Origin of the sequence: Pseudomonas sp. BO3-4, assembly GCF_034044115.1 — a bacterium.
In the GTDB taxonomy this organism is placed as follows: domain Bacteria; phylum Pseudomonadota; class Gammaproteobacteria; order Pseudomonadales; family Pseudomonadaceae; genus Aquipseudomonas; species Aquipseudomonas alloputida.
This window is the reverse complement of record NZ_CP139018.1, coordinates 2,427,949-2,448,652: the sequence shown is the minus strand read 5'-3', so window position 1 is coordinate 2,448,652 and position 20,704 is coordinate 2,427,949. Positions and strand designations below refer to the sequence as shown.

Annotated in this window: 24 protein-coding genes and 1 tRNA gene; 14 read left to right on the top strand and 11 right to left on the bottom strand. The window is 60.8% G+C overall.

All coding sequences use genetic code 11. From position 1 onward, the window contains the following. Positions 1-113: 113 nt before the first annotated feature. The 6 genes from gorA to REH59_RS11330 all read right to left on the bottom strand — a co-directional run bounded on the left by gorA (position 114) and on the right by REH59_RS11330 (position 6,560). Entirely contained in the window at positions 114-1,469 is a 1,356-nt protein-coding gene (gene gorA / locus REH59_RS11355; RefSeq protein ID WP_320450570.1) for a glutathione-disulfide reductase, read from the bottom strand. A gap of 121 nt (positions 1,470-1,590) precedes the next feature. After that, entirely contained in the window at positions 1,591-3,012 is a 1,422-nt protein-coding gene (gene ltrA, locus REH59_RS11350) for a group II intron reverse transcriptase/maturase (RefSeq protein WP_265536532.1), read from the bottom strand. Between the two features lie 473 nt (positions 3,013-3,485). After that, entirely contained in the window at positions 3,486-4,325 is an 840-nt protein-coding gene (gene galU / locus REH59_RS11345; protein WP_010954649.1) for a UTP--glucose-1-phosphate uridylyltransferase GalU, read from the bottom strand. 236 nt (positions 4,326-4,561) lie between these two features. Further along, positions 4,562-5,476: a c-type cytochrome gene (locus REH59_RS11340; protein WP_014859860.1), complete on the bottom strand. Its 915-nt coding sequence runs from the start codon at positions 5,474-5,476 to the stop codon at positions 4,562-4,564. Next, complete coding sequence (locus REH59_RS11335) at positions 5,473-6,123, bottom strand: c-type cytochrome (RefSeq protein WP_004576587.1); 651 nt, start codon at positions 6,121-6,123, stop codon at positions 5,473-5,475. The genes REH59_RS11340 and REH59_RS11335 overlap by 4 nt, the downstream gene beginning before the upstream one ends. A gap of 77 nt (positions 6,124-6,200) precedes the next feature. Then, entirely contained in the window at positions 6,201-6,560 is a 360-nt protein-coding gene (locus REH59_RS11330; protein WP_003250915.1) for a hypothetical protein, read from the bottom strand. Positions 6,561-6,719: 159 nt separating this feature from the next. On the opposite strand from REH59_RS11330, the gene REH59_RS11325 reads away from it, so the two are divergent. From REH59_RS11325 to csrA, 8 genes are all read left to right on the top strand, one after another. Next, complete coding sequence (locus REH59_RS11325; protein WP_003250918.1) at positions 6,720-7,022, top strand: DUF1883 domain-containing protein; 303 nt, start codon at positions 6,720-6,722, stop codon at positions 7,020-7,022. Between the two features lie 7 nt (positions 7,023-7,029). After that, positions 7,030-7,200, top strand: a complete 171-nt coding sequence (locus tag REH59_RS11320) for a hypothetical protein (RefSeq protein ID WP_003250919.1) — start codon at positions 7,030-7,032, stop codon at positions 7,198-7,200. Positions 7,201-7,251: 51 nt separating this feature from the next. Further along, entirely contained in the window at positions 7,252-8,337 is a 1,086-nt protein-coding gene (locus REH59_RS11315; protein ID WP_012051909.1) for an NAD(P)H-dependent flavin oxidoreductase, read from the top strand. A gap of 82 nt (positions 8,338-8,419) precedes the next feature. Next, positions 8,420-9,178 (top strand): molybdate ABC transporter substrate-binding protein, encoded by a 759-nt coding sequence (gene modA / locus REH59_RS11310; protein ID WP_014859858.1) that lies wholly within the window; start codon positions 8,420-8,422, stop codon positions 9,176-9,178. Continuing rightward, entirely contained in the window at positions 9,178-9,858 is a 681-nt protein-coding gene (gene modB / locus REH59_RS11305) for a molybdate ABC transporter permease subunit (protein WP_003250923.1), read from the top strand. Before modA ends, modB begins: the two co-directional genes overlap by 1 nt. A gap of 1 nt (position 9,859) precedes the next feature. Then, positions 9,860-10,951 carry a molybdenum ABC transporter ATP-binding protein gene (gene modC / locus REH59_RS11300; protein ID WP_014859857.1) on the top strand — a complete coding sequence of 364 codons (1,092 nt, stop codon included), beginning with the start codon at positions 9,860-9,862 and terminating at the stop codon, positions 10,949-10,951. A gap of 57 nt (positions 10,952-11,008) precedes the next feature. Next, positions 11,009-12,031, top strand: a complete 1,023-nt coding sequence (locus tag REH59_RS11295; protein WP_014859856.1) for a DNA topoisomerase IB — start codon at positions 11,009-11,011, stop codon at positions 12,029-12,031. 253 nt (positions 12,032-12,284) lie between these two features. Next, positions 12,285-12,482 carry a carbon storage regulator CsrA gene (csrA, locus tag REH59_RS11290; RefSeq protein WP_003250926.1) on the top strand — a complete coding sequence of 66 codons (198 nt, stop codon included), beginning with the start codon at positions 12,285-12,287 and terminating at the stop codon, positions 12,480-12,482. A gap of 38 nt (positions 12,483-12,520) precedes the next feature. On the opposite strand, the gene REH59_RS11285 is transcribed toward csrA, so the two are convergent. The 3 genes from REH59_RS11285 to REH59_RS11275 are packed head-to-tail and all read right to left on the bottom strand — an operon-like array spanning position 12,521 to position 15,497. After that, complete coding sequence (locus tag REH59_RS11285; protein WP_003250927.1) at positions 12,521-12,874, bottom strand: response regulator; 354 nt, start codon at positions 12,872-12,874, stop codon at positions 12,521-12,523. A gap of 11 nt (positions 12,875-12,885) precedes the next feature. Beyond that, positions 12,886-14,331 carry an ATPase domain-containing protein gene (locus tag REH59_RS11280; RefSeq protein WP_003250928.1) on the bottom strand — a complete coding sequence of 482 codons (1,446 nt, stop codon included), beginning with the start codon at positions 14,329-14,331 and terminating at the stop codon, positions 12,886-12,888. Between the two features lie 5 nt (positions 14,332-14,336). Beyond that, a complete protein-coding gene (locus tag REH59_RS11275) occupies positions 14,337-15,497 on the bottom strand; it encodes a two-component system sensor histidine kinase NtrB (RefSeq protein WP_014859855.1) in 1,161 nt (386 codons plus the stop codon). Between the two features lie 467 nt (positions 15,498-15,964). Here REH59_RS11275 and REH59_RS11270 point away from each other — a divergent pair. Both REH59_RS11270 and REH59_RS11265 read left to right on the top strand, forming a co-directional pair. After that, positions 15,965-16,049 (top strand) — tRNA-Leu (locus REH59_RS11270). Between the two features lie 104 nt (positions 16,050-16,153). After that, on the top strand, positions 16,154-16,567 hold the full coding sequence (locus REH59_RS11265; RefSeq protein ID WP_014859854.1) for a DoxX family protein: 414 nt from the start codon (positions 16,154-16,156) through the stop codon (positions 16,565-16,567). A 1-nt stretch (position 16,568) separates the two neighbouring features. Here REH59_RS11265 and REH59_RS11260 read toward each other — a convergent pair whose 3' ends face one another. After that, the gene (locus REH59_RS11260) at positions 16,569-16,763 is read right to left on the bottom strand and encodes a hypothetical protein (protein WP_014859853.1); all 195 of its coding nucleotides are present in this window, start codon (positions 16,761-16,763) and stop codon (positions 16,569-16,571) included. Positions 16,764-17,198: 435 nt separating this feature from the next. Here REH59_RS11260 and adhP point away from each other — a divergent pair, with 435 nt between their 5' ends. The 3 genes from adhP to REH59_RS11245 all read left to right on the top strand — a co-directional run bounded on the left by adhP (position 17,199) and on the right by REH59_RS11245 (position 19,020). Beyond that, on the top strand, positions 17,199-18,209 hold the full coding sequence (gene adhP / locus REH59_RS11255) for an alcohol dehydrogenase AdhP (RefSeq protein WP_003250933.1): 1,011 nt from the start codon (positions 17,199-17,201) through the stop codon (positions 18,207-18,209). 91 nt (positions 18,210-18,300) lie between these two features. After that, positions 18,301-18,507 carry a DUF6434 domain-containing protein gene (locus REH59_RS11250; RefSeq protein ID WP_014859852.1) on the top strand — a complete coding sequence of 69 codons (207 nt, stop codon included), beginning with the start codon at positions 18,301-18,303 and terminating at the stop codon, positions 18,505-18,507. A gap of 276 nt (positions 18,508-18,783) precedes the next feature. Then, entirely contained in the window at positions 18,784-19,020 is a 237-nt protein-coding gene (locus REH59_RS11245; protein ID WP_047603475.1) for a hypothetical protein, read from the top strand. A gap of 31 nt (positions 19,021-19,051) precedes the next feature. Here REH59_RS11245 and REH59_RS11240 read toward each other — a convergent pair whose 3' ends face one another. Then, on the bottom strand, positions 19,052-19,423 hold the full coding sequence (locus tag REH59_RS11240; protein WP_003250937.1) for a MerR family transcriptional regulator: 372 nt from the start codon (positions 19,421-19,423) through the stop codon (positions 19,052-19,054). Between the two features lie 72 nt (positions 19,424-19,495). On the opposite strand from REH59_RS11240, the gene REH59_RS11235 reads away from it, so the two are divergent. Next, positions 19,496-20,593, top strand: coding sequence for an SDR family oxidoreductase (locus REH59_RS11235; RefSeq protein ID WP_014859850.1), 1,098 nt, complete (start codon positions 19,496-19,498; stop codon positions 20,591-20,593). The last annotated feature ends 111 nt before the right edge of the window (positions 20,594-20,704 follow it).

Genomic DNA, 20,704 nt, shown 5'->3' with positions numbered 1-20,704 from the left:
GAAGCAGCCTTGTGCTGCAACGAGGCCCGAATGACAGAAACATTCCGGTGTCAGCAAGGACCTCGTCGCAGCACAAGGCTGCGTCTACAGGCTGTAGAGCAGGCTCCACGTCATCAGCGGGTGACGGTGCGCATGGTCACGAACTCTTCGGCCGCCGTCGGGTGCACGCCGATGGTTTCGTCGAACTGCTGCTTGGTCGCACCGGCTTTAAGTGCAATGCCCAGGCCCTGAATGATCTCGCCAGCGTCAGGACCGACCATGTGGCAGCCCAGCACCTTGTCGGTCTGGGCATCGACCACCAACTTCATCAGGGTCTTTTCCTGAATGTCGGTCAGGGTCAGCTTCATGGCCCGGAAGCGGCTTTCGAATACCTGCACCTTGTGCCCGGCCTCCAGCGCCTGCTCTTCGGTCAAGCCTACGGTACCGATGGGTGGCTGGCTGAACACCGCAGTGGGGATGTTCTGGTAATCCACTGGGCGGTATTGCTCGGGTTTGAACAAGCGCCGCGCCACGGCCATGCCTTCAGCCAAGGCCACTGGGGTCAACTGCACACGGCCGATCACATCACCAATGGCGAGAATCGAGGGCGCGGTGGTCTGGTACTGCTCATCAACCCGGATGTAGCCGCGCGCATCCAGCTCGACGCCGGTGTTCTCCAGGCCCAGATTGTCCAGCATCGGGCGCCGGCCAGTGGCATAGAACACACAATCGGCGACCAGCTCGCGGCCGTCCTTGAGCGTGGCTTTCAGGCGGCCATCTTCAAGCTTGTCGATGCGCTGGATGTCGGCGTTGAACTGCAGGTCGAGGCCGCGTTTTTCCAGCTCTTCCTTCAGGTGGGTGCGCACCGAGCCATCGAAGCCGCGCAGGAACAGGTCGCCACGGTACAGCAGTGTGGTGTCGGCCCCCAGGCCTTGGAAGATGCCGGCGAATTCGACGGCGATATATCCCCCACCCACCACCAGCACGCGGCGCGGCAAGTTCTTGAGGTAGAAGGCTTCGTTGGAGGTGATGGCCAGTTCCTTGCCGGGGATGTCCGGTACCTGCGGCCAGCCTCCGGTAGCGATGAGGATATGCTCGGCGGTGTAGCGCTGACCGTCCACTTCCACTTCGTTGGCACCCGTCAGACGCGCGTGGCCCTGCAACAGGGTCACCCCGCTGTTGACCAGCAGGTTACGGTAGATGCCGTTAAGGCGCTCGATTTCCCGATTCTTGTTGGCAATCAGGGTGCTCCAGTCGAAATGCCCCTCTTCCAACGTCCAGCCGAAACCCGCGGCTTGCTCCAGCTCGTCGGCAACGTGCGCGCCGTATACCAGCAGTTTTTTCGGCACACAACCGACGTTGACGCAGGTCCCCCCCAGGTAGCGGCTTTCCGCCACTGCCACTTTTGCACCAAAACCGGCAGCAAAACGCGCTGCGCGCACACCACCGGACCCGGCGCCAATCACGAACAGATCAAAATCGAAGGCCATGTATTCACTCTCCCAGGCAGGCGTCCAGCATACCGCCGTTGGCCGCCGCAATCGAGTAGGAGGCGGGCTCACACCCGCCGTCCTCTCACACCACCGTGCGTACGGTTCCGTACACGGCGGTTCAAGCTATGCGGCTAAGCCGGTTGATCGTATCCAGTATCGAGACCAGTCCGAGTCGATCCCATAGCTTCTTCGGCAGCGCCTGATTCATATGTGGCGCCCCCGAGTTCCACCACGGGCCTCGGCCGTTACAGACCGATTTACAGGCACGCTCTTCGCTTAAGCCCAGACGCATCAGGTTGCGCGCCCTCGTAGAGGGCTGCTTCCATTGGCGCCAGATGGCACAGCGGAGTTTGTGCCTGATCCAGCCATCCAGTTCCTCAAGTGGCCGTTTGCTCTGGCTAAGCTTGAAGTAACCCGCCCAGCCTCGCAGGACAGGGTTTATCCGCTCGATGGTATTCGTCATCTTGCGACCCCGTGCACCGCGTAGCAGCTCTGCGAGCCGGTCGCGCAGGCGACCCAGGCTCGTCGTTGCCACCCGCAGCCTTGGCTGCTGATGCCAGCTCATCCCATAGCCCAAGTAGTCACACTTCCAGGCTCTCGCGACTCGACTCTTCTTCTGATTCACCGTCAGTTTCAAACGTTGATTCAGGAAGCGTTCGACACTGGCCAGTACCCGTTCGCCAGCTCGAGGACTGCGTACATAGATGTTCGCATCATCGGCATAACGTACGAAGCGATGGCCCCGTCGCTCCAGCTCGCGGTCGAGTTCGTCGAGCAGGATATTCGACAGCAACGGCGAAAGCGGGCCGCCTTGCGGCGTCCCCTCCTGCCGTGGGCTGACGACACCGCCCGACATGATCCCGGCTTCAAGGTAGCGGCGGATAAGCCTGAGTACGCACTTGTCTTTGATCCGACGTTCGATGCAGGCCATGAGGATGTCGTGATTGACCCGATCGAAAAACTTCTCCAGATCGAGTTCCACGCACCAGCGGTGTCCCGCTGTCACATGAGCACGAGCCATCTCGATGGCTTGATGCGTACTTCTGCCCGGACGAAAACCATAGCTGTAGTCCGAGAACAGTGGGTCGAAGATAGGTGTGAGCTGCTGCTGCAGTGCTTGCTGGATCAGGCGATCCACGACGCTGGGGATTCCCAGTTGCCGTGTGCCGCCCTGCGGCTTGGGAATTTCAACCGCTCGCACTGCTTGGGGCTGGTATTCACCGGCCAGTAACCTGGCCTTGAGGGTTGGCCAATACTGTCTCACGTAGCCCGCCAAGTCAGCGACCGTCATGCCATCAGCACCCGGAGCCCCCTTGTTGCTAACCACGCGTTGATACGCACGCCTGAGGTTGGCCGGTGCAAGCACCCGCTCCATCAGCGTGTCCAGCTCCGCGTTCGTCCACGTCGCTGACGCCGCCGGCACCTTTGCACTGTCAGGCATCACCCTCGGCTTCTGGCCGGGATTCGGAGTGACAGATTCCGTTGAAGGAAATTTCTGCATTACGGCTACCAACGAGACAGTGACGCCTACTAGCGGCATAACCTGTTCGGCCCTTGGTGGCGCGGTTAACCGCCACTTACTACGGCTTCGGCTGACTTCTGCACGCTCATCCCGTCGCCTCTCGACGCTCGGTAGCACTATGGCAAGCGTGCAGATCTCCCAGGGTAATTCGCGCGACCTTCCTGCTTATACCTGTCGGATTTACGTCACAGCGCTCCGTGCAAGTATTGGGCTTTGGCGATTGTTGCCGCCTGACCCCGCTGTGCCGCCTGATCCGCTTCCTGTTCGTCAGGCCAGCATTTTGCCTCGGGCTTCCTTCAGATTCGCAGTCGCCCGCGACACCCTTGCCTCCGGCTAACACTTCCCCTTGCCGGGTGTGTAGAGGACTTTCACCTCCAAGTCACCCGCTCGGCCACCACAGCCAAGCAGGTTGCGCTTACGCGCAACGCGCCATGCCTGGCGCACAACAAAAAAGCCATCCCGAAGGATGGCTTTGAGGCCAGCAGGGCTTATCAGTAAGCCTTGCCAGTCTTGTAGTAGTTCTCGAAGCAGAAGTTGGTCGCGTCGATGTAGCCTTCGGCGCCACCGCAGTCGAAACGCTTGCCCTTGAACTTGTAGGCAATCACGCAGCCATCCTTCGCCTGCTGCAACAGGGCATCAGTGATCTGGATTTCACCGCCTTTGCCTGGCTTGGTATTGGCGATGATGTCGAAGATATCCGGGGTCAGGATGTAACGGCCAATGATCGCCAGGTTCGAAGGCGCGTCTTCCGGGGCCGGTTTTTCGACCATGTTGGTCACACGGAAGATGTCGTCGCGGATCATCTCACCGGCGATCACACCATACTTGTTGGTTTCCTGCGGGTCGACTTCCTGGATGGCGACGATCGAGCAGCGGTACTGTTTGTACAGCTTGACCATCTGGGTCAGCACGCCGTCACCTTCCGGGTTGACGCACAGGTCGTCCGCCAGCACCACCGCGAACGGCTCGTCGCCGATCAATGGGCGGCCAGTGAGAATGGCGTGGCCGAGGCCCTTCATTTCGGTCTGGCGCGTGTACGAGAACGAGCACTCGTTGAGCAGACGACGAATACCGACCAGGTATTTTTCCTTGTCGGTGCCCTTGATCTGGTTTTCCAGCTCGTAGCTGATGTCGAAGTGATCTTCCAGGGCGCGCTTGCCGCGCCCGGTAACGATGGAGATCTCGTTCAGACCCGCATCCAATGCTTCTTCAACGCCATACTGGATCAGTGGCTTGTTGACCACCGGCAGCATTTCCTTGGGCATGGCTTTGGTAGCAGGCAAGAAGCGCGTGCCGTAGCCGGCTGCCGGGAACAAGCATTTTTTGATCATATACGTCCTTACAAAAGGCTAGGCCTGTGGAATTCGGCGCAGTCTAATCAGGCGGCAGTCACCTTACAATGCCCCCGTTAACGACCGTTGCCATCATAGAGATATCCCAGTGTAGATAGTTCCGGGGGATCGTAAATATTGCTGTCATACATGACCGTTGGATGACAGGAAAACCAGCGTGCCAGTGGCGGCCTTTTCAACGGGCTCACCCGCGAAGAGACGGCCACTGGCTGACCTCAGCTACCCGTTCCTTGTCCGATCAGCACCCCATCAACCTGCTGACCATACAGGTTCACCCCATCATTGGCATGAAATTTCACCCGCGTTTTCTCGATGGATCCCTCTACCAACCGCGGGTCCTGTGGCCGCTCGTGGCGGTTGATCCACGCCGCCACGTCCCAGGCCTGCTGATCGCTGAGGCTGCCCGGCTTGCCAAGCGGCATGTTGTACTTGATGAACGACGCAGCGGTATTGATGCGGTGCATGCCGGCCCCCCAGTTGTAGGAGTCCTTGCCCCAAAGCGGCGGCATTACGTACTCGCCGGCGACCTTTTGCCCTTCACCGTTATCGCCATGGCAAATCGCGCATTGTTCACGGTAAACCTGCTGGCCGCGCTTGAAGTCATAACCACCCTTGGGTTGTGCCACCTCCGGATAACCACGTCCGGCAATCTCCACGCCGGTTGGCGCCTTGGTCGACAGCCAGTATGAATACACCGCCAAGGCCGTCATCTGCGGGCTGTCAGCGGCCGGTGGCTTGCCGTTCATGCTGAACTGAAAACACCCTTGGATGCGCTCGGCGAAGGTGTTGACCTTGTCATTCTTCTTGCGATAGGCAGGGTACATCGGGTAGGCACCCCACAGCGGCGCCGAATGCGCCAACCGCCCCTGATCGAGGTGGCAGTTACTGCAGTTCATGCCGTTGCCCACCGCCTCGGGCATCAGTCGGCGGGTGTCGACGAACAAAGCGTGGCCTTCACGCACCATTTTGCCAAAGGCATTATCGGGCAACTCACGCTCAGCAGGCGGCACGAACTGCGGTGCAGCCTGCACACCGGGCACCTTCAACTGCGACTGGTCTTCCATGGCGATCGGCGTGGCCTGGGCGCTGCCCACGGCCAGCAGCAACAAGACGGGAGTCAAGGTTTTCATGGCGTGACCTCCTGACTGGCGGGGCGGGCGAAGAACTCGGCAACGGCCTTGATCTCCTCATCGGTCATGGCCTTGGCCACGCCGACCATCAGCTGGTTAGGGTCATTGCTGCGGCTGCCGTCGCGCCAGGCATTGAGCTGTGCCACCAGGTAACTGGCGGGCTGGCCGGCCAAGGGCGGGAAGTGTTCGCCCACCCCGCCGCCACCCGGCCCGTGGCATTGCACGCAACCTGGAATCTGCCGGCTCCAGTCGCCGTACAGGGCCATGCGGGTGGTCGGGTCATCGGCAATCTGCTGGCGGTGCAGGTCGCCAGCGGGCGCTGCTGGCAGGCTGGCCAGGTAGGTACTGACGGCCTTGATTTCGTCGTCGCTCAGGGCCTTGGCCAAAGGTTCCATCACTGGCTGCTTGCGGCTGCCGTTGCGCCAGTCCTGCAACTGCTTGGCAAGGTAACCGGCCGGTAGCCCGGCCAAACGTGGAAAGCCGGCAGCCGCAATGCCATTGCCGTCCGGGCCATGGCAACCCAGGCAGGCCATGGCGGCGGGGTTGGCCCCACCCTGGGTGAAGACCTTCTGACCCTCAGCGGCATGTGCCGTGGGCCAGATCAGGATCAGCAAGCTGCCGATCATCACGCGTCTCAACGGTGTCATCACGAATCTCCTTTTCTTTTGTTATATGTTTAGGCTTAAAACATATAAGCAGAGAAAGGAGGAACCGTTGCTTCAGATCAACTTCCGGAGATGCACTGCGTTGCCGCAGTGCGCACATCCCCAAGGCGCAGCGGGAAGTTATTCAGCCGCTCGTGCAGTTTGATGCTGCTGCCGCTGCCGCGCTTGTCGATATCCACCAGCGCCGCCGGGCCGGCACCTGAGGTGATTTTCTGCGGTACGATCAGCCGCAGGCCGTCGCCACGCTGCTCTTCGGTCAGCGGGTCACGCGTATCGGCAAGCTTTTCCTTTACGCAATCGGCATAGGCGCGTGGGCTCTTGCCAGAGATCACATCCATCGTTTCACGCGATTGCTCCAGCTCCGCGACGCTCACGCAGCCACCGAGCGCAACCGACAACGCCGCCACCATCCACTTCATTTGCTGCACCTCTGCCTTCAGGAATTCGCTTCGACCACATCCAGGCGGTTTTGCTCCCTGCTTTGGCAGAATTATCTACGCCTGGCGATCAACGCGGCAGTGTAACGGCACATCGTGGTATCTTTTGCTTTTGCAGATCCAAACCTTGCGGAGCATCACATGAAATTCGTACACCAGCGCGAGCACCTCAACGAGGACGATATCGTCGTCATCGAGTGCTCCCAGCGCTGCAATATCCGCCTGATGAACGACGCCAACTTCCGCAGCTTCAAGAACGGCGGCCGTCATACTTACCACGGCGGCCATTTCGAGAAGTTTCCGGCGAAGATCACCGTACCCAGCACCGGCTTCTGGAACATCACCATCGATACCGTCACCACTCGCCCGATCTCGGTCACCCGCAAGCCAACGCTGACCCACAAGATCAAGATCATCCGTCGCTCGTCGTCGAAACTCAGATAAGGCCACCATGACCCAGACCATCAAGTACGTCATCAAATACAAGCTCGACGGCCAGCGTCGCTGGGATTTCGCGCTGATGCCCGATGCCTCGCAAGAGCAAGCCCTTGAGGCCCTGCGCAAGATCCACGGCGACGACGCCGAGAAAATCAGCGACATCCAGGTCAGCAAGGCCCTCTAAGGCTTGCCGCAAGCCCCCGCCGCATCGCTCGCCCCACGCAAGGAGAATCGCATGAGCCATTGGCCCGACCGCCGTATCCTCGACCTGTTGGGCATCGAGCTGCCCATTCTGCAGGCACCCATGGCGGGGGCGACCGGCTCGGCCATGGCCATCGCCGTGGGCCTGGCAGGTGGCTTGGGCGCCCTGCCCTGCGCCATGCTCAGCGGCGAACAGGTGCGCGCCGAGATCGCTGCATTCCGCGCCGGCTGCCCGGGGCGCCCGCTGAACCTGAACTTCTTCTGCCACCAGCCGCCAGCGCCCGATGCCGAGCGCGATGCGCGCTGGAAGCAGGCACTTGAGCCTTATTACAGCGAAGTGGGCGCCGACTTCGCGGCGCCCACGCCGGTGTCCAACCGTGCGCCTTTCGACGAGCAGAGCTGCCTGCTGGTCGAAGCGTTGCGCCCGGAGGTGGTGAGCTTCCACTTCGGCCTGCCGCAGGCCGAACTGCTGCAGCGGGTAAAGGCCAGCGGTGCCAAGGTACTGTCGAGCGCCACGACCGTGGAAGAAGCGGCCTGGCTGGAGCGCAATGGCTGCGATGCGATCATCGCCATGGGCTATGAAGCCGGTGGCCATCGCGGCATGTTCCTAAGCGATGACATCACCAGCCAGATAGGCACCTTCGCGCTCGTACCGCAGGTGGCCGATGCCGTCGGCGTGCCGGTGATTGCCGCCGGTGGTATCGGCGACCACCGCGGGCTGTTGGCGGCACTGGCCCTGGGTGCCTCGGCAGTGCAGATCGGCACGGCTTACCTGTTCTGCCCCGAGGCCAAGGTGTCGCCAGCGCATCGCCGGGCGCTGGACAGCGCACCTGCCAGCGACACCGCGCTGACCAACCTGTTCACCGGCCGACCGGCGCGCGGCATCAACAATCGCCTCATGCGCGAGCTGGGGCCGATGAGCGAGCTAGCACCGCGCTTCCCGCTGGCGGGCGGGGCATTGATGCCTTTACGGGCGATCACCGATCCGCAGGGTAAGAGTGATTTCAGCAATCTGTGGTCGGGGCAGGCGTTACGGCTGGGCCGGCACATGCCGGCGGGTGAGCTGACCCGGGAGATTGCCGGTAAGGCACTGGCAGTGATCGGTCACCAGGCATTCTGACAGGCAGGCCTGGCCTCTTCCCGGCCAATGGCTTATCGCTATATAGTCAAGGCTATAACGATAACCTCAAGGAGCTGTCTTCATGCGTATCCGCTCGCCCCAGCTGGCCGTCACTGCCCTGGCCAGCCTGTTCGCCTTCAACACTGCCTGGGCCGACGAAGTCCAGGTCGCGGTCGCAGCCAACTTCACAGCCCCTATCCAGGCCATCGCCAAGGACTTCGAAAAAGACACCGGCCACAAACTGGTCGCGGCCTATGGCGCCACCGGGCAGTTCTACGCGCAGATCAAGAACGGTGCACCGTTCGAGGTGTTCCTCGCCGCTGACGACACCACCCCCAAGAAGCTTGAAGCAGAAAAGGAAACCGTACCCGGCTCGCGCTTTACCTACGCCATCGGCACCCTGGCCCTGTGGTCTGCGAAGGAAGGCTACGTAGATGCCAAGGGTGAAGTGCTGAAAAAGAACGAATACAAACACCTGTCCATAGCCAACCCGAAAGCGGCACCTTACGGCCTGGCCGCCACCCAGGTACTGGACAGGCTGAAGCTAACCGAAGCCACCAAAGGCAAGATCGTCGAAGGCCAGAGCATCACCCAGGCCTTCCAGTTCGTCTCCACCGGCAACGCCGAACTGGGCTTCGTCGCCCTGTCGCAGATCTACATGGACGGCAAGGTGACCCATGGCTCGGCCTGGATCGTGCCGTCCAACCTGCACGACCCGATCCGCCAGGACGCCGTCATCCTCAACAAAGGCAAGGACAATGCGGCCGCCAAGGCACTGGTCGAATACCTCAAAGGCCCGAAAGCCGCAGCGGTGATCAAATCCTATGGTTATGAACGCTGATGCCACTCGATGCCAGTGACCTGGGCGCTATCTGGCTGACCGTAAAACTGGCCAGCCTGACCACCCTGATCCTGCTGGTCATCGGCACCCCGGTCGCCTGGTGGCTCGCGCGCACGCGCTCATGGCTGCGCGGGCCGGTGGGTGCGGTGGTGGCACTGCCGCTGGTACTGCCACCGACGGTGATCGGCTTTTACCTGTTGATCGCCCTTGGCCCGCACGGCTGGCTTGGTCAGGCCACCCAGGCGCTAGGCCTGGGCAGTGTGGTGTTCAGCTTCACAGGCCTGGTGATTGGCTCGACGGTGTATTCCATGCCGTTCGTGGTGCAACCCCTGCAGAATGCCTTTGGCGCGATCGGCCAACGGCCCCTGGAAGTCGCCGCCACCCTGCGCGCCAGCCCATGGGACACTTTCGTTCATGTGGTGCTGCCGCTGGCCCGCCCTGGCTTCGTCACTGCCAGCATCCTCGGCTTTGCCCACACGGTGGGCGAGTTTGGCGTCGTGCTGATGATCGGTGGCAACATCCCCGACAAGACTCGCGTGGTTTCGGTACAAATTTTCGATCACGTCGAAGCCATGGAGTATTCGCAAGCCCACTGGCTGGCCGGTGCCATGCTGGTGTTCTCTTTCCTGGTGCTGCTCCTGCTGTACGCTGGACGCCGTGGCAAAGCTGGCTGGAGCTGAAATGACCGCATCGATTGTGGCGCGCCTGAAACTGGCGCGCGACGACTTCACCCTGGACGTCAACCTGCACCTGCCCGGGCGCGGCATCAGCGCGCTGTTCGGCCACTCTGGCTCCGGCAAGACCAGCTGCCTGCGCTGCCTGGCCGGGCTGGAACGGGCCGCCAGCGCCTATATCGAGGTCAACGGCGAAGTCTGGGAAGACAGCAACCGTGGCTACTTCCAGGCACCGCACCTGCGCCCGGTGGGCTACGTGTTCCAGGAAGCCAGCCTGTTCCCGCACCTGTCGGTGCGCGGCAACCTGACATTCGGCTGGCGCCGGGTAGCGCCCGCTGAACGCAAGGTCAGCCTCGACCAGGCGTGCCAACTGCTGGGTATCGGCCACTTGCTGGAGCGCCGCCCGGCAACCCTGTCGGGTGGCGAGGCGCAGCGGGTAGGTATTGCCCGCGCCCTGCTCAGCAGCCCGCGGCTGTTGTTGATGGACGAGCCGCTGGCAGCCCTCGACGGCCCGCGCAAGCGCGAGATACTGCCCTTCCTGGAGCGCCTGCACGACGAACTGGACATCCCCCTGATATATGTCAGCCACGCCCAGGATGAAGTCGCGCGGCTGGCCGACCACCTGGTGTTGCTGGAACAAGGCCAGGCGATCGCCAGCGGCCCGATCGGCGAAACCCTGGCTCGCCTTGACCTGTCGCTGGCCCAGGGCGACGACGCCGGCGTCGTGTTCGAGGGTAAGGTGGTAGGGCACGACCCGCACTACGGCCTGCTTGACCTGCGCCTGCCCGGCAGCGACGGGCCGCTGCTGCGCATCACCCACGCGGCGCAGGTGATGGGCAGCACCCTGCGCGTCAAGGTTCAGGCCCGGGATGTCAGCCTGGCCCTGGCGGCGGACAGCGCATCGAGCATCCTCAACCGCCTGCCGGTGCGTGTGCGCGAAAGCCGTCCGGCGGCTAACCCGGCGCATGTGCTGGTCAGCCTGGATGCTGGCGGCAATGCCCTGCTTGCACGCATCACCCGCTTCTCGGCAGACCAGCTCGGCTTGCACACAGGGCAGATACTGTTCGCCCAGATCAAGTCGGTGGCCCTTTTGGGTTGAGCATCCTTAGCGCGCGTATTGTCCATTGATCAGTGACCTGATCGAGGCCTGCTGCCCATGCTTGACTGCCCCCTGCCGCGCACCCTGCATTACGTTGACGACAGTCAGCCGGGCCTGACCCGTCGGCGCTGGCGCGACCGTTTCATCTATCTGGATGCCGATGGCCAACGGGTACGTGACAGCGACACCCTCTCGCGCATCGCCGCACTGGTGATTCCCCCGGCCTACACGGATGTGTGGATCTGCGCCGACCCGCAAGGCCACCTGCAAGCCACCGGCCGCGATGCCCGCGGCCGCAAGCAGTACCGCTACCACGCGCAGTGGCGCGAACTGCGCGACCAGCACAAGTATGGGCGCATGCTTGCGTTCGCCCAGGCCCTGCCAAAGCTGCGCACACAGCTGGAAGCCCACCTGGCGCGGCCAGGGCTGGACCGGGAAAAGGTCATGGCACTGGTGGTGAGCCTGCTGGATCACACCCTGATCCGCATTGGCAACCAGCGCTACCTGCGCGATAACCGGTCGTACGGGTTGACCACCCTGCGCAATCGCCATGTGCAGGTCAAAGGCAGCACTATCCGCTTCCAGTTCCGCGGCAAGCGCGGCGTCGAACACAATGTCACCCTCAACGACCGGCGCTTGGCCAACCTGCTCAAACGCTGCTTGGAACTGCCTGGGCAGGCGCTGTTTCAATACCTGGATGAAGATGGCCAGCGCCATAGTGTCGGCTCCAGCGAGGTCAATCAGTTTCTGCAGCAACTGACCGGCGCCGACTTCACCGCCAAGGATTATCGCACCTGGGCCGGCAGCAGCCTGGCATTAAACCTGCTGAAGCCCTTGGCCTGGGAGCCGGAAAGTGAAGCCAAACGCCAGGTGGCCGCGATAGTCCGCCAGGTGGCCACACGCCTGGGCAATACACCGGCCGTGTGCCGGCGCTGTTACATCCACCCGGCAGTCCTGGAGCACTATGCCTTGGGGCGCCTGGCCAATTTACCGAAAAACCGTGTGCGCAAAGGCCTGGACCCGGAGGAAGTGGCCTTGCTGCTGTTTCTTCAGGCACTCGAGGAACAGGAGGACCATTGAGCTTGTCTATTCAGTCCATGATGCGAAGAAATTTCCCATTAGTCGCCAAGCCCCCTATTCTTGCCAGCGAGCACCTTGGCCGACAAACCGTTGACGGTTTGCTTTGGCACCTGCAACTGAAGACACGCAACAGAATTTGTCTTTCGGGGAATTACTATCCGCCGAAAGCGTCTTTAATGAGAAGGAAGAGGGACAAGCTCCCGCCGCAGCGGCAACTAGCCCTGCGGACTTTTACATCACCAAGGAGAATTACATGCTGATACTCACCCGTAAGGTTGGCGAAAGCATCGTCATCAACGATGACATCAAAGTCACCATTCTGGGCGTCAAAGGGATGCAGGTGAGAATCGGTATCGATGCACCGAAAGATGTTCAGGTCCATCGAGAAGAGATCTTCAAACGCATCCAGGCCGGCAACCCGGCTCCGGAGAAACACGAAGACTCACACTAGCGCCACCCGAGGGGCATGGATGCGCTCGACCGCCAGCCTCAGGTGCCCATCAACTGATGCACCGTGGCGATCATCTCATCCATGTCGAACGGCTTGTCGAATATTGCGGCAAACAGGGCCGGGCATCCTTGGCTGGCCTGTGCGCCGCTCATGAGGATGACCGGCAACTCGCTTAACGCCGGGTCCTGGCGTATGGCACGTGCCAACTCCTCACCGTTGAGTAGCGGCATCATGTAGTCAGTAATCACCAGCTGCACGCGTTTTTCCTTCAACGCCTCCAGTGCTTTGCAGCCATTGCTCGCCTTTTCCACCACGAAACCTTCGTCCTCCAGGGCAAAACCGAGGATATCGGCGATCAGGTACTCGTCATCGACAATCAGGATGGTGTTCATCGGCTCGTCCGTCACCCGCTCCCCTGCGGCGTCGGCGTTCCCGAAAGCACACCGCAGGCACCTTCGAATGCCTTGCGCAAGGTAATGCCTTGCGGCCCGATCAGCAGCTCGTGCAAGGCCGGGTCATGGTGGCTGTCACGCACCTTGAGGACCGACAGCATGCGCCGCAGTTGCGAGTCCAGTTCGACAAAGCGCATCAGCATAAGGTTGTCGACGATACTCGACAGGTCCGGCGCGGGGGCGCTGATTTCCGCGCCGAAAATGTCGCGCATCTCCCAGGTCAGGACCACGCTGACATCGCGCGCGCGCAACTCACCCGCCAGCGCGCGGAAAAACGCATTCAGCCGCGTCGGGTCAATAGCCAGGCGGCTGAATGCGCCAAGGCTGTCGATCACCACGCGCTTGCTGCCCTGCGCCGCTACACGCTCCAGTAGCCGCGCGCCAACCTGGTCCAGCAAGCCCTCGGTGGTCGGCTGCCAGCACAGCTGCAAGCTACCGCCCTGCTCCATCGCGGCAAAATCGTAGCCGAGCGAAGCGGCCTTGCTGCGCAGGCGTTCGGGCGTTTCGTAAAAACCGAAATGCAACCCCGGCGCCTGCGGCGTGCTGGCACCCAGAAAGGCCAGGCCCAATGACGTCTTGCCAATCCCCGAAGGCCCCATCAAGAGGCTGACTGACCCGGTGGCCAAGCCACCGCCAAGCATTTCATCGAAGGTTGGGACACCGCTGCTGATACGCGCCAAGGTGCCGCTGCCCAACTGGCTAGGGTGGCTGAACAACGCTTCCAGGCGAGGATAGACCTGCATGCCGGACTCATCGATAAGGCATTCGTGACGCCCCGACAACGCACCACTGCCGCGGGTCTTGCGCAACTGGACGTGGCGCACGGCGCGGCTGCCCACCAGTTGCTCACCCAGTTCGATCACGCCATCGACCATGGTGTGTTCCGGGCTGCCCTCGTCCAGCCGGGCACTGGTCAGCAACAGTACGGTGCAACCGGCGAAGGCCGCATGCCCCTGCAGCTCAGAAACGAACTTCTTGGTGTCCAGCGCGGTTTCCGCGCGTACCCGGGCATTGAGCACACCGTCGACGATCAGCAGGCTGGCCTGTTGCCGGGCAATTTCCTGGCGCAGCAACCGCACCACCGCATCCAGCCCGTCCTGCTCAAGGGTATCAAAGGCGCTGACGAACTGGATCTTGTCACCGACCAGCGCCGGGTCGAAGAAGTCCAGCGTGGACAGGTACTGGAACAAGCGTTCATGCGACTCGCTCAGCAAGGTGGCCACCAGCACCCGACCACCGCCACGCACGTGGCCGCAGGCCAGCTGATTGGCGAGGATGGTCTTACCGGCCCCCGGCGGCCCCTGGATAATGTAGGAGGCGCCAGCTATCAGGCCACCCTTGAGCAACGCGTCGAGCCCGTCGATCCCCGTTACCAGCCGCTTCAGTGCCTGTGCCATGTTGTCTACCTGTCGAGTGGGCTATCCGTCTGGTCCTGATACATTGGCAAGTACAGTCGCATGCAAGTTCCCCGGCCAGGCTCGCTGTCGACACAAATGGCACCACCACTTTGCCGGGCGAAACCATAGACCTGGCTAAGCCCCAGGCCGGTACCCTTGCCGAAAGGCTTGGTGGTGAAAAACGGCTCGAAGATACGCGGCAGTACCTCTGTGGGTATGCCTGCGCCGTTGTCTTCCACCTCGAAGCGCACGAAGCTGCCCTTCAGCCCTTCAACTTCGCCGAACAACTCGACCACATCGACAGTCAGGCTGATGCGGCCATGCCCGTCGATGGCATCACGGGCATTGAACAACAGGTTGAGCAACACCATCTGCAGTTGCCCGGCATCCACCTCGATCCGCGGCAGGTCCGGTTGCAGCAACACCTTCAAGTCAATTGAGCCTGGCAATGCATGTTCAAGCAGGCCACGCGTAGCGTTAACCAGCTCTGCCGGGGCAACGCTGGCCACATCGAACTTGCGGTGACGGGCAAAACTGAGCAGTTGCTGGGTCAGTTCGGTGCCACGCTGGCTGGCATCGAGGATGTGCTGCAACATGCGCTGGGTGCGTGCCGGGTCCTGGGTGGCCAGCGCCAGGCGCGCCGAGCTGATGATAATGGTCAACATGTTGTTGAAGTCGTGCGCCAGACCACCGGTCAACTGGCCGAGGGCTTCAAGCTTCTGCGCCTGGAACAGCTGGGCGCGCACTGCGTCGAGCTGCTGCGCCGTCTCGCGACGGTCAGTGATATCACGTGTCACCTTGGCCAGGCCAATGATCTGGCCATTCTCATCACGGATCACATCCAGTGCCGCCAAGGCCCAGAACTGCGTGCCGTCCTTGCGCACCCGCCAGCCTTCGTCCTGCGCCACACCCTGCTCCAGCGCCTGACGCAGCAGGCACTCGGGGCGGCCCTGCGCACAATCCTGTGGGGTGAAGAACAACGAAAAATGCTTGCCGATCACTTCATCCCTACGGTAACCCTTGATCCGTTGCGCGCCTGCGTTCCAAGACACCACATGGCCGGAAGGGTCGAGCATGTAGATGGCATAATCCACCACCGACTGAACCAGCTGTTCATAACGATGGGCGGGCATGAGGGAAGCGTCGAGGCAGTCGGCTGAAACCATGCAAACTCCACTGGCACAGCAGGAGGGAGAAAATGAACGTAGCCTGGAGTGTCTGCCAGTAGACAGCTGAACGACTACAGGCTGTCAGCGGTCCGGCTCGACCAGCGCCGGGCTGATGCGCCGCGGCATGGCCTCTTTCAGCAATCACAGGCTGAGCCGCATGATCATACCACCGCCGGCAGAGGCCAACACGAGCACCTGCGCGAACAACAGCCGCCAGAATAACCGTGGACGCACCACACCGTCGCCAACTCGGCCCCATGTCATTGCGGAACACGCTTGGATCCAATCATGGGCAACAGTGGCGTAACGACAGCAAGGTGTCAATTGCCCGTTCGATCGCCTCTTCTATCTGTTGATCATAGGTGCTGCAGTTGACTCAACTATAACAATGGGTTATAAAGCGCGCTTGATTGCGAAGCCCTTCTGCTTAGAAGCGAGCTGGTCGTTGCGACCCCTTCAAACGTGCGAGTGTGGTGGAATTGGTATACACAGCAGACTTAAAATCTGTCGGCGTGAGCCTTGCGGGTTCGAGTCCCGCCACTCGCACCAAACTTCGTTGAAAAGGCGCCCCTGCGGCGCCTTTTTGCTGCCTGGCAGCAATGTCTGGCGTAGCTGCTAAAGTGGAGCTTGTCCCCGTCCACTGGAACGCCGCCATGCGCTACTCCCTGTTCGATGGTCAACGCGACATCATTATCCTGTTCGCCCGCGTACTGCTGATGGTCCTCTTCGTCTTGTCTGGCTGGGCCAAGCTGACCGGCTTCGATGGCACGGTAGGCTACATGACCTCGCTCGGCGCCCCTGCCCCGATGCTGGCAGCAGGGATCGCCGTCATCATGGAGTTCGTCGTCGCAATCCTGTTGATCCTCGGTTTCTACACGCGGCCATTGGCCTTTCTTTTTGCGCTGTTCGTACTGGGCACGGCGCTGCTGGGCCACCCGTTCTGGAACATGGTCGACCCCGAGCGCAGCGCCAACATGACTCAGTTTCTGAAAAACCTCAGCATCATGGGCGGCCTGCTGTTGCTGGCGGTAAGCGGGCCCGGGCGGTTCTCGGTGGATGGTCGCTGAGTCAGTCGTCGCAGTCGTCGAACCAGGCTGGGTGATCGCGCTCTTCGTCATCGAGGTCATCCAGCGTTTCCTCGTCTTCCTCCACTTCATCCTCGGCGCCTTGGGCATCTGCCTCGTGCTCCACGTCGTCGTAGAGAAATTCGTGGTCAAGCAGGTGATCGTGCTCGGGTTCGTGCAGGTCGTCTTCGTCGCGCATGCTGGCTCCTGGGATAATGGCAGGCCTGTATAGGCTGATCAGGGTGCGGGGTCAATGCGTGGTCGCTTAATCCTGGGTTAACCGGACCGGCGCAACCTGCAGGCTCTCCCTTCAAACGTCTTTTGCCCGCCTTCCATGGCGGGCTTTTTTATGACCCTGCGCACTTCGTTGCAGATGATGACAGCCTCATGACCTGACCTTCACGAAATGTCGACATCCGGATGGGCACACTGGCCCTGCTCCGTATGTTCTTGCAGCCCGCCGCATCCTTGCCGCGGGCTTTTCTTTTTTCCGCAAAGGCCAGTCAGGCATACGCAGGTATTTTGTGGAAGCGCCCACCATGACCATGACCTGAAGCAGTTTTGCCTGCCCAGACGAGGTCTATGCTGTCCCAGCGATAACCCAAGCTCATATCGGATAGACACGGAGGCTCTCATGAAAGCTGCTGTCGTTGCACCAGGCCGTCGCGTGGACGTGGTAGAGAAAACCCTGCGCCCTCTCGAACACGGCGAAGCGCTGCTGAAGATGCAGTGCTGCGGTGTGTGCCACACCGACCTGCACGTGAAAAATGGCGACTTTGGTGACAAGACCGGTGTAGTACTGGGCCACGAAGGTATTGGCGTGGTTCAGGAAGTTGGCCCGGGCGTCACCTCGCTCAAGCCAGGCGACCGTGCCAGCGTTGCCTGGTTCTACCAGGGTTGCGGACATTGCGAATATTGCAACAGCGGCAACGAGACCCTGTGCCGCGACGTGAAGAATTCCGGTTACACCGTGGACGGCGGCATGGCCGAGGCCTGCATCGTCAAGGCCGACTACTCGGTTAAAGTGCCCGACGGCCTCGACTCCGCTGCCGCCAGCAGCATCACCTGCGCCGGCGTCACGACCTACAAGGCAGTGAAGATCTCCAACGTCCGCCCCGGCCAATGGGTCGCGATCTACGGCCTCGGCGGCCTGGGCAACCTGGCCCTGCAATATGCCAAGAATGTGTTCAACGCCAAAGTCATCGCCATCGACGTCAACGAAGAGCAACTGCGCTTCGCCAGCGAGATGGGCGCGGACCTGGTGGTCAACCCGCTCAACGAAGATGCCGCGAAGGTCATCCAGGCTAAAACCGGCGGTGCACATGCTGCCGTCGTTACTGCCGTTGCCAAAGGCGCGTTCAACTCGGCTGTCGATGCCTTGCGCGCTGGCGGGCGACTGGTGGCCGTCGGGCTTCCGTCGGAGTCCATGGACCTGAATATTCCCCGCCTGGTGCTTGATGGGATCGAAGTGGTGGGCTCGCTGGTAGGTACACGCCAGGACCTGCAGGAAGCCTTCCAGTTTGCCGCTGAAGGCAAAGTGGTGCCCAAGGTAACGCTGCGACCGATCGAGGATATCAACCAGATCTTTGACGAGATGCTGGAGGGCAAGATCAAAGGCCGGATGGTGATACAGTTCGAAGGCTGACAGTCCGAGCCTGGTCATGTGGAACCACAGCAAAGCCCGTAGATGACCCTCTACGGGCTTTTTGCCTTCTCAATTGTCAAAGGAACAGACCATGACCGTCGACTGGCACGCCGGGCCGATTAGCCGTACGACTCCACTGGACAAGCATTACCGCAACACGCAGAAGGTTCGTCAGTTTCTGCTCAGCGAGTGCGGCGCGGCATTCAAGTTCGACCGAGGATTCATGCTTTGGATCAAGAGTGGCACCCCATCAACCATGGGTGACGTCGCGGACGAATGGCTACGGAGGTGTGGTTGACGCTCTGTATCTGACGGCTGCAGGCAGGCCTTGGCTGCAGCCGTTGCTTTCAGCATCTTGTCCAACGATTCAACCATGCTGGAATAATCCATTTCCTGACTCCCTCGATGGTGGAATTGGCTTGAGTTCAACCCTAGACTGCGAACATTTCAATATTTGAAGAGGAAACCTGGAATTATCACTCATCCTTCATGCTGAAGACCGGCGCCCGCGAGGTGTGGTTCAAGAAAAGTGCTCAACCTGCAAGGGCGAGCCTGTGCATATGAGGAGATCGGTATGTCCATTCGAAGCTTGGCGAAGAACCTGCCGCCAGACCCTTCGCGGGAAGGCTGGGTCATCGGATGGGGGGTCCTGAGAGACCGACATCCATGGCATTTTGTCGACGTTTATGCCGACCAGAAAACGGCCATGGCAGAGGCGCAGCGCAGAGGAGACGGCTACGTGGTGGAATTCGGCTCGCACCGCTTGGGGACGCAGGAATTTATCTGCGGTGTCACCTTACCTGAAGGCTGACGCTCGATCGAAAAGGGTCATGGACAGGACTTCAAGGCATTATCTGCCCGTTGGCAATAGCACTGGCTTCAAGCTTGGCGCGCTCCGCGTCCAGAAAAACATAAGCGGCCTGTAGCGTGGTGATCTTCGTTTGAATCTCGGCCATCTTGGCGGCGACCAAGACGGCGCCTTGCGCGCAATCGATCGTGTTTCCCCGCCTGGCCACAAGAATGTCCCTAATCTCAGCAAGTGAAAAGCCCCCGCCCTGGGCGCTCTGTATGAAGGCCAAGTCAGCTACGGTCTGTTCACTGTAACTGCGATAGTTGTTGGCTTGTCGGTGTGGCTCGATAAGCCCGAGCTGTTCGTAATAGCGCAATGCATGGCGGCTGAGCCCACTCCGGCGCTCCAACTCTCCAATATTCACGTTAAAAACCCTTGACTGTAGAGCAGGCTCTACACCTTAGCCTGCGCCCATTATCCAAACAAGGGTTCAAACATGAGTGTGGAATGCTTTGTCACCGGCGGCAGCGGCTTTGTGGGGCAACATTTGCTGGCCGCTCTTACTGCGCAAGGGCACAAGACCTGGGTGCTGATGCGCTGCCCCGGTAACATCGAACGCCTCAAGGAGCAGGTAGGCCAACTGGGGGGTAACCCGGAGTATCTCCATGCCGTTGAAGGCGATATCAGCCAGGAGGGGCTTGGCCTCAGCGAAGCAGACAAAGAACGCGTCACTTCGGCCGCTGTATTTTTCCATCTCGCGGCGCAATTTTCCTGGGGGCTGACACCGGAGCGCGCCCGCACAGTCAATGTCCAAGGTGCTCTGAGCGTGGCCAGGCTTGCGGCCAGCCAGCGTATCCGATTGCTCATGGTAGGCGGCTTCATGCTGCAAAACCTCAACCACCTTGCCCGTATCGGGGTTGATATTCAGTGCCCTGAAAACACAAACTGGCCGGCGGTCTACGCCCGTGTAGGCGGCTACGAAGGCAGCAAACTCGAGTCCCATTTTGCAGTCATCCGCTATATGCAAGACGCAGATGCGGATTACACGATTGTTCACCCTGCTACGGTGTGCGGCCACAGCGAGAACGGGCATATCCTGGACGGACAACCGCTTGCCGAACTCATTCGCAATCTGGCACAAGGCCGGTTCAAAGCTGTTCCCGGTTCCGCCAGTCACTGGTTGCCATTGGTCAGCGTCGATTATCTGGTGAACATGATAACTTGCGTGGCGTTCGACCCCGCCATGGCCAACCGGCAAGTGCTGGCGCTGTATGAGCGAACACCAAACTTGCAGGGAATGCTTGTGCAGATCGCAGACACGCTAAAGGTCAAGGCACCCCGCCGCCATATACCCATAGGGTTGCTCAGGTCGATATTGACAATTCCGGGAATGGCGACCCGACTGGCGATCAGCGCCGAGTCCTTGAACTTTATTCAGACACAGCGCTTCGACATGGGTAACAGCAGGCAATTGGAGCGCAAGTACGCGTTTACCCATCCCGACATGACGCAGGCCTTGGAAAACACGGTGCGCTATGTCAACGGCTCCTTGATGAAAAAATCCAAAAGTGAGGGCGCAGGCCAGCGAGGATGACGGGCCAGGCTGATGATGCCCACTCTGTCGGATAGCTGGAAGTGTGGCGACGCAGGGATTTCATGCACTGCGTCTTCGCTGATGACAGTAAGTCGCCGGTGGTCGACCTCC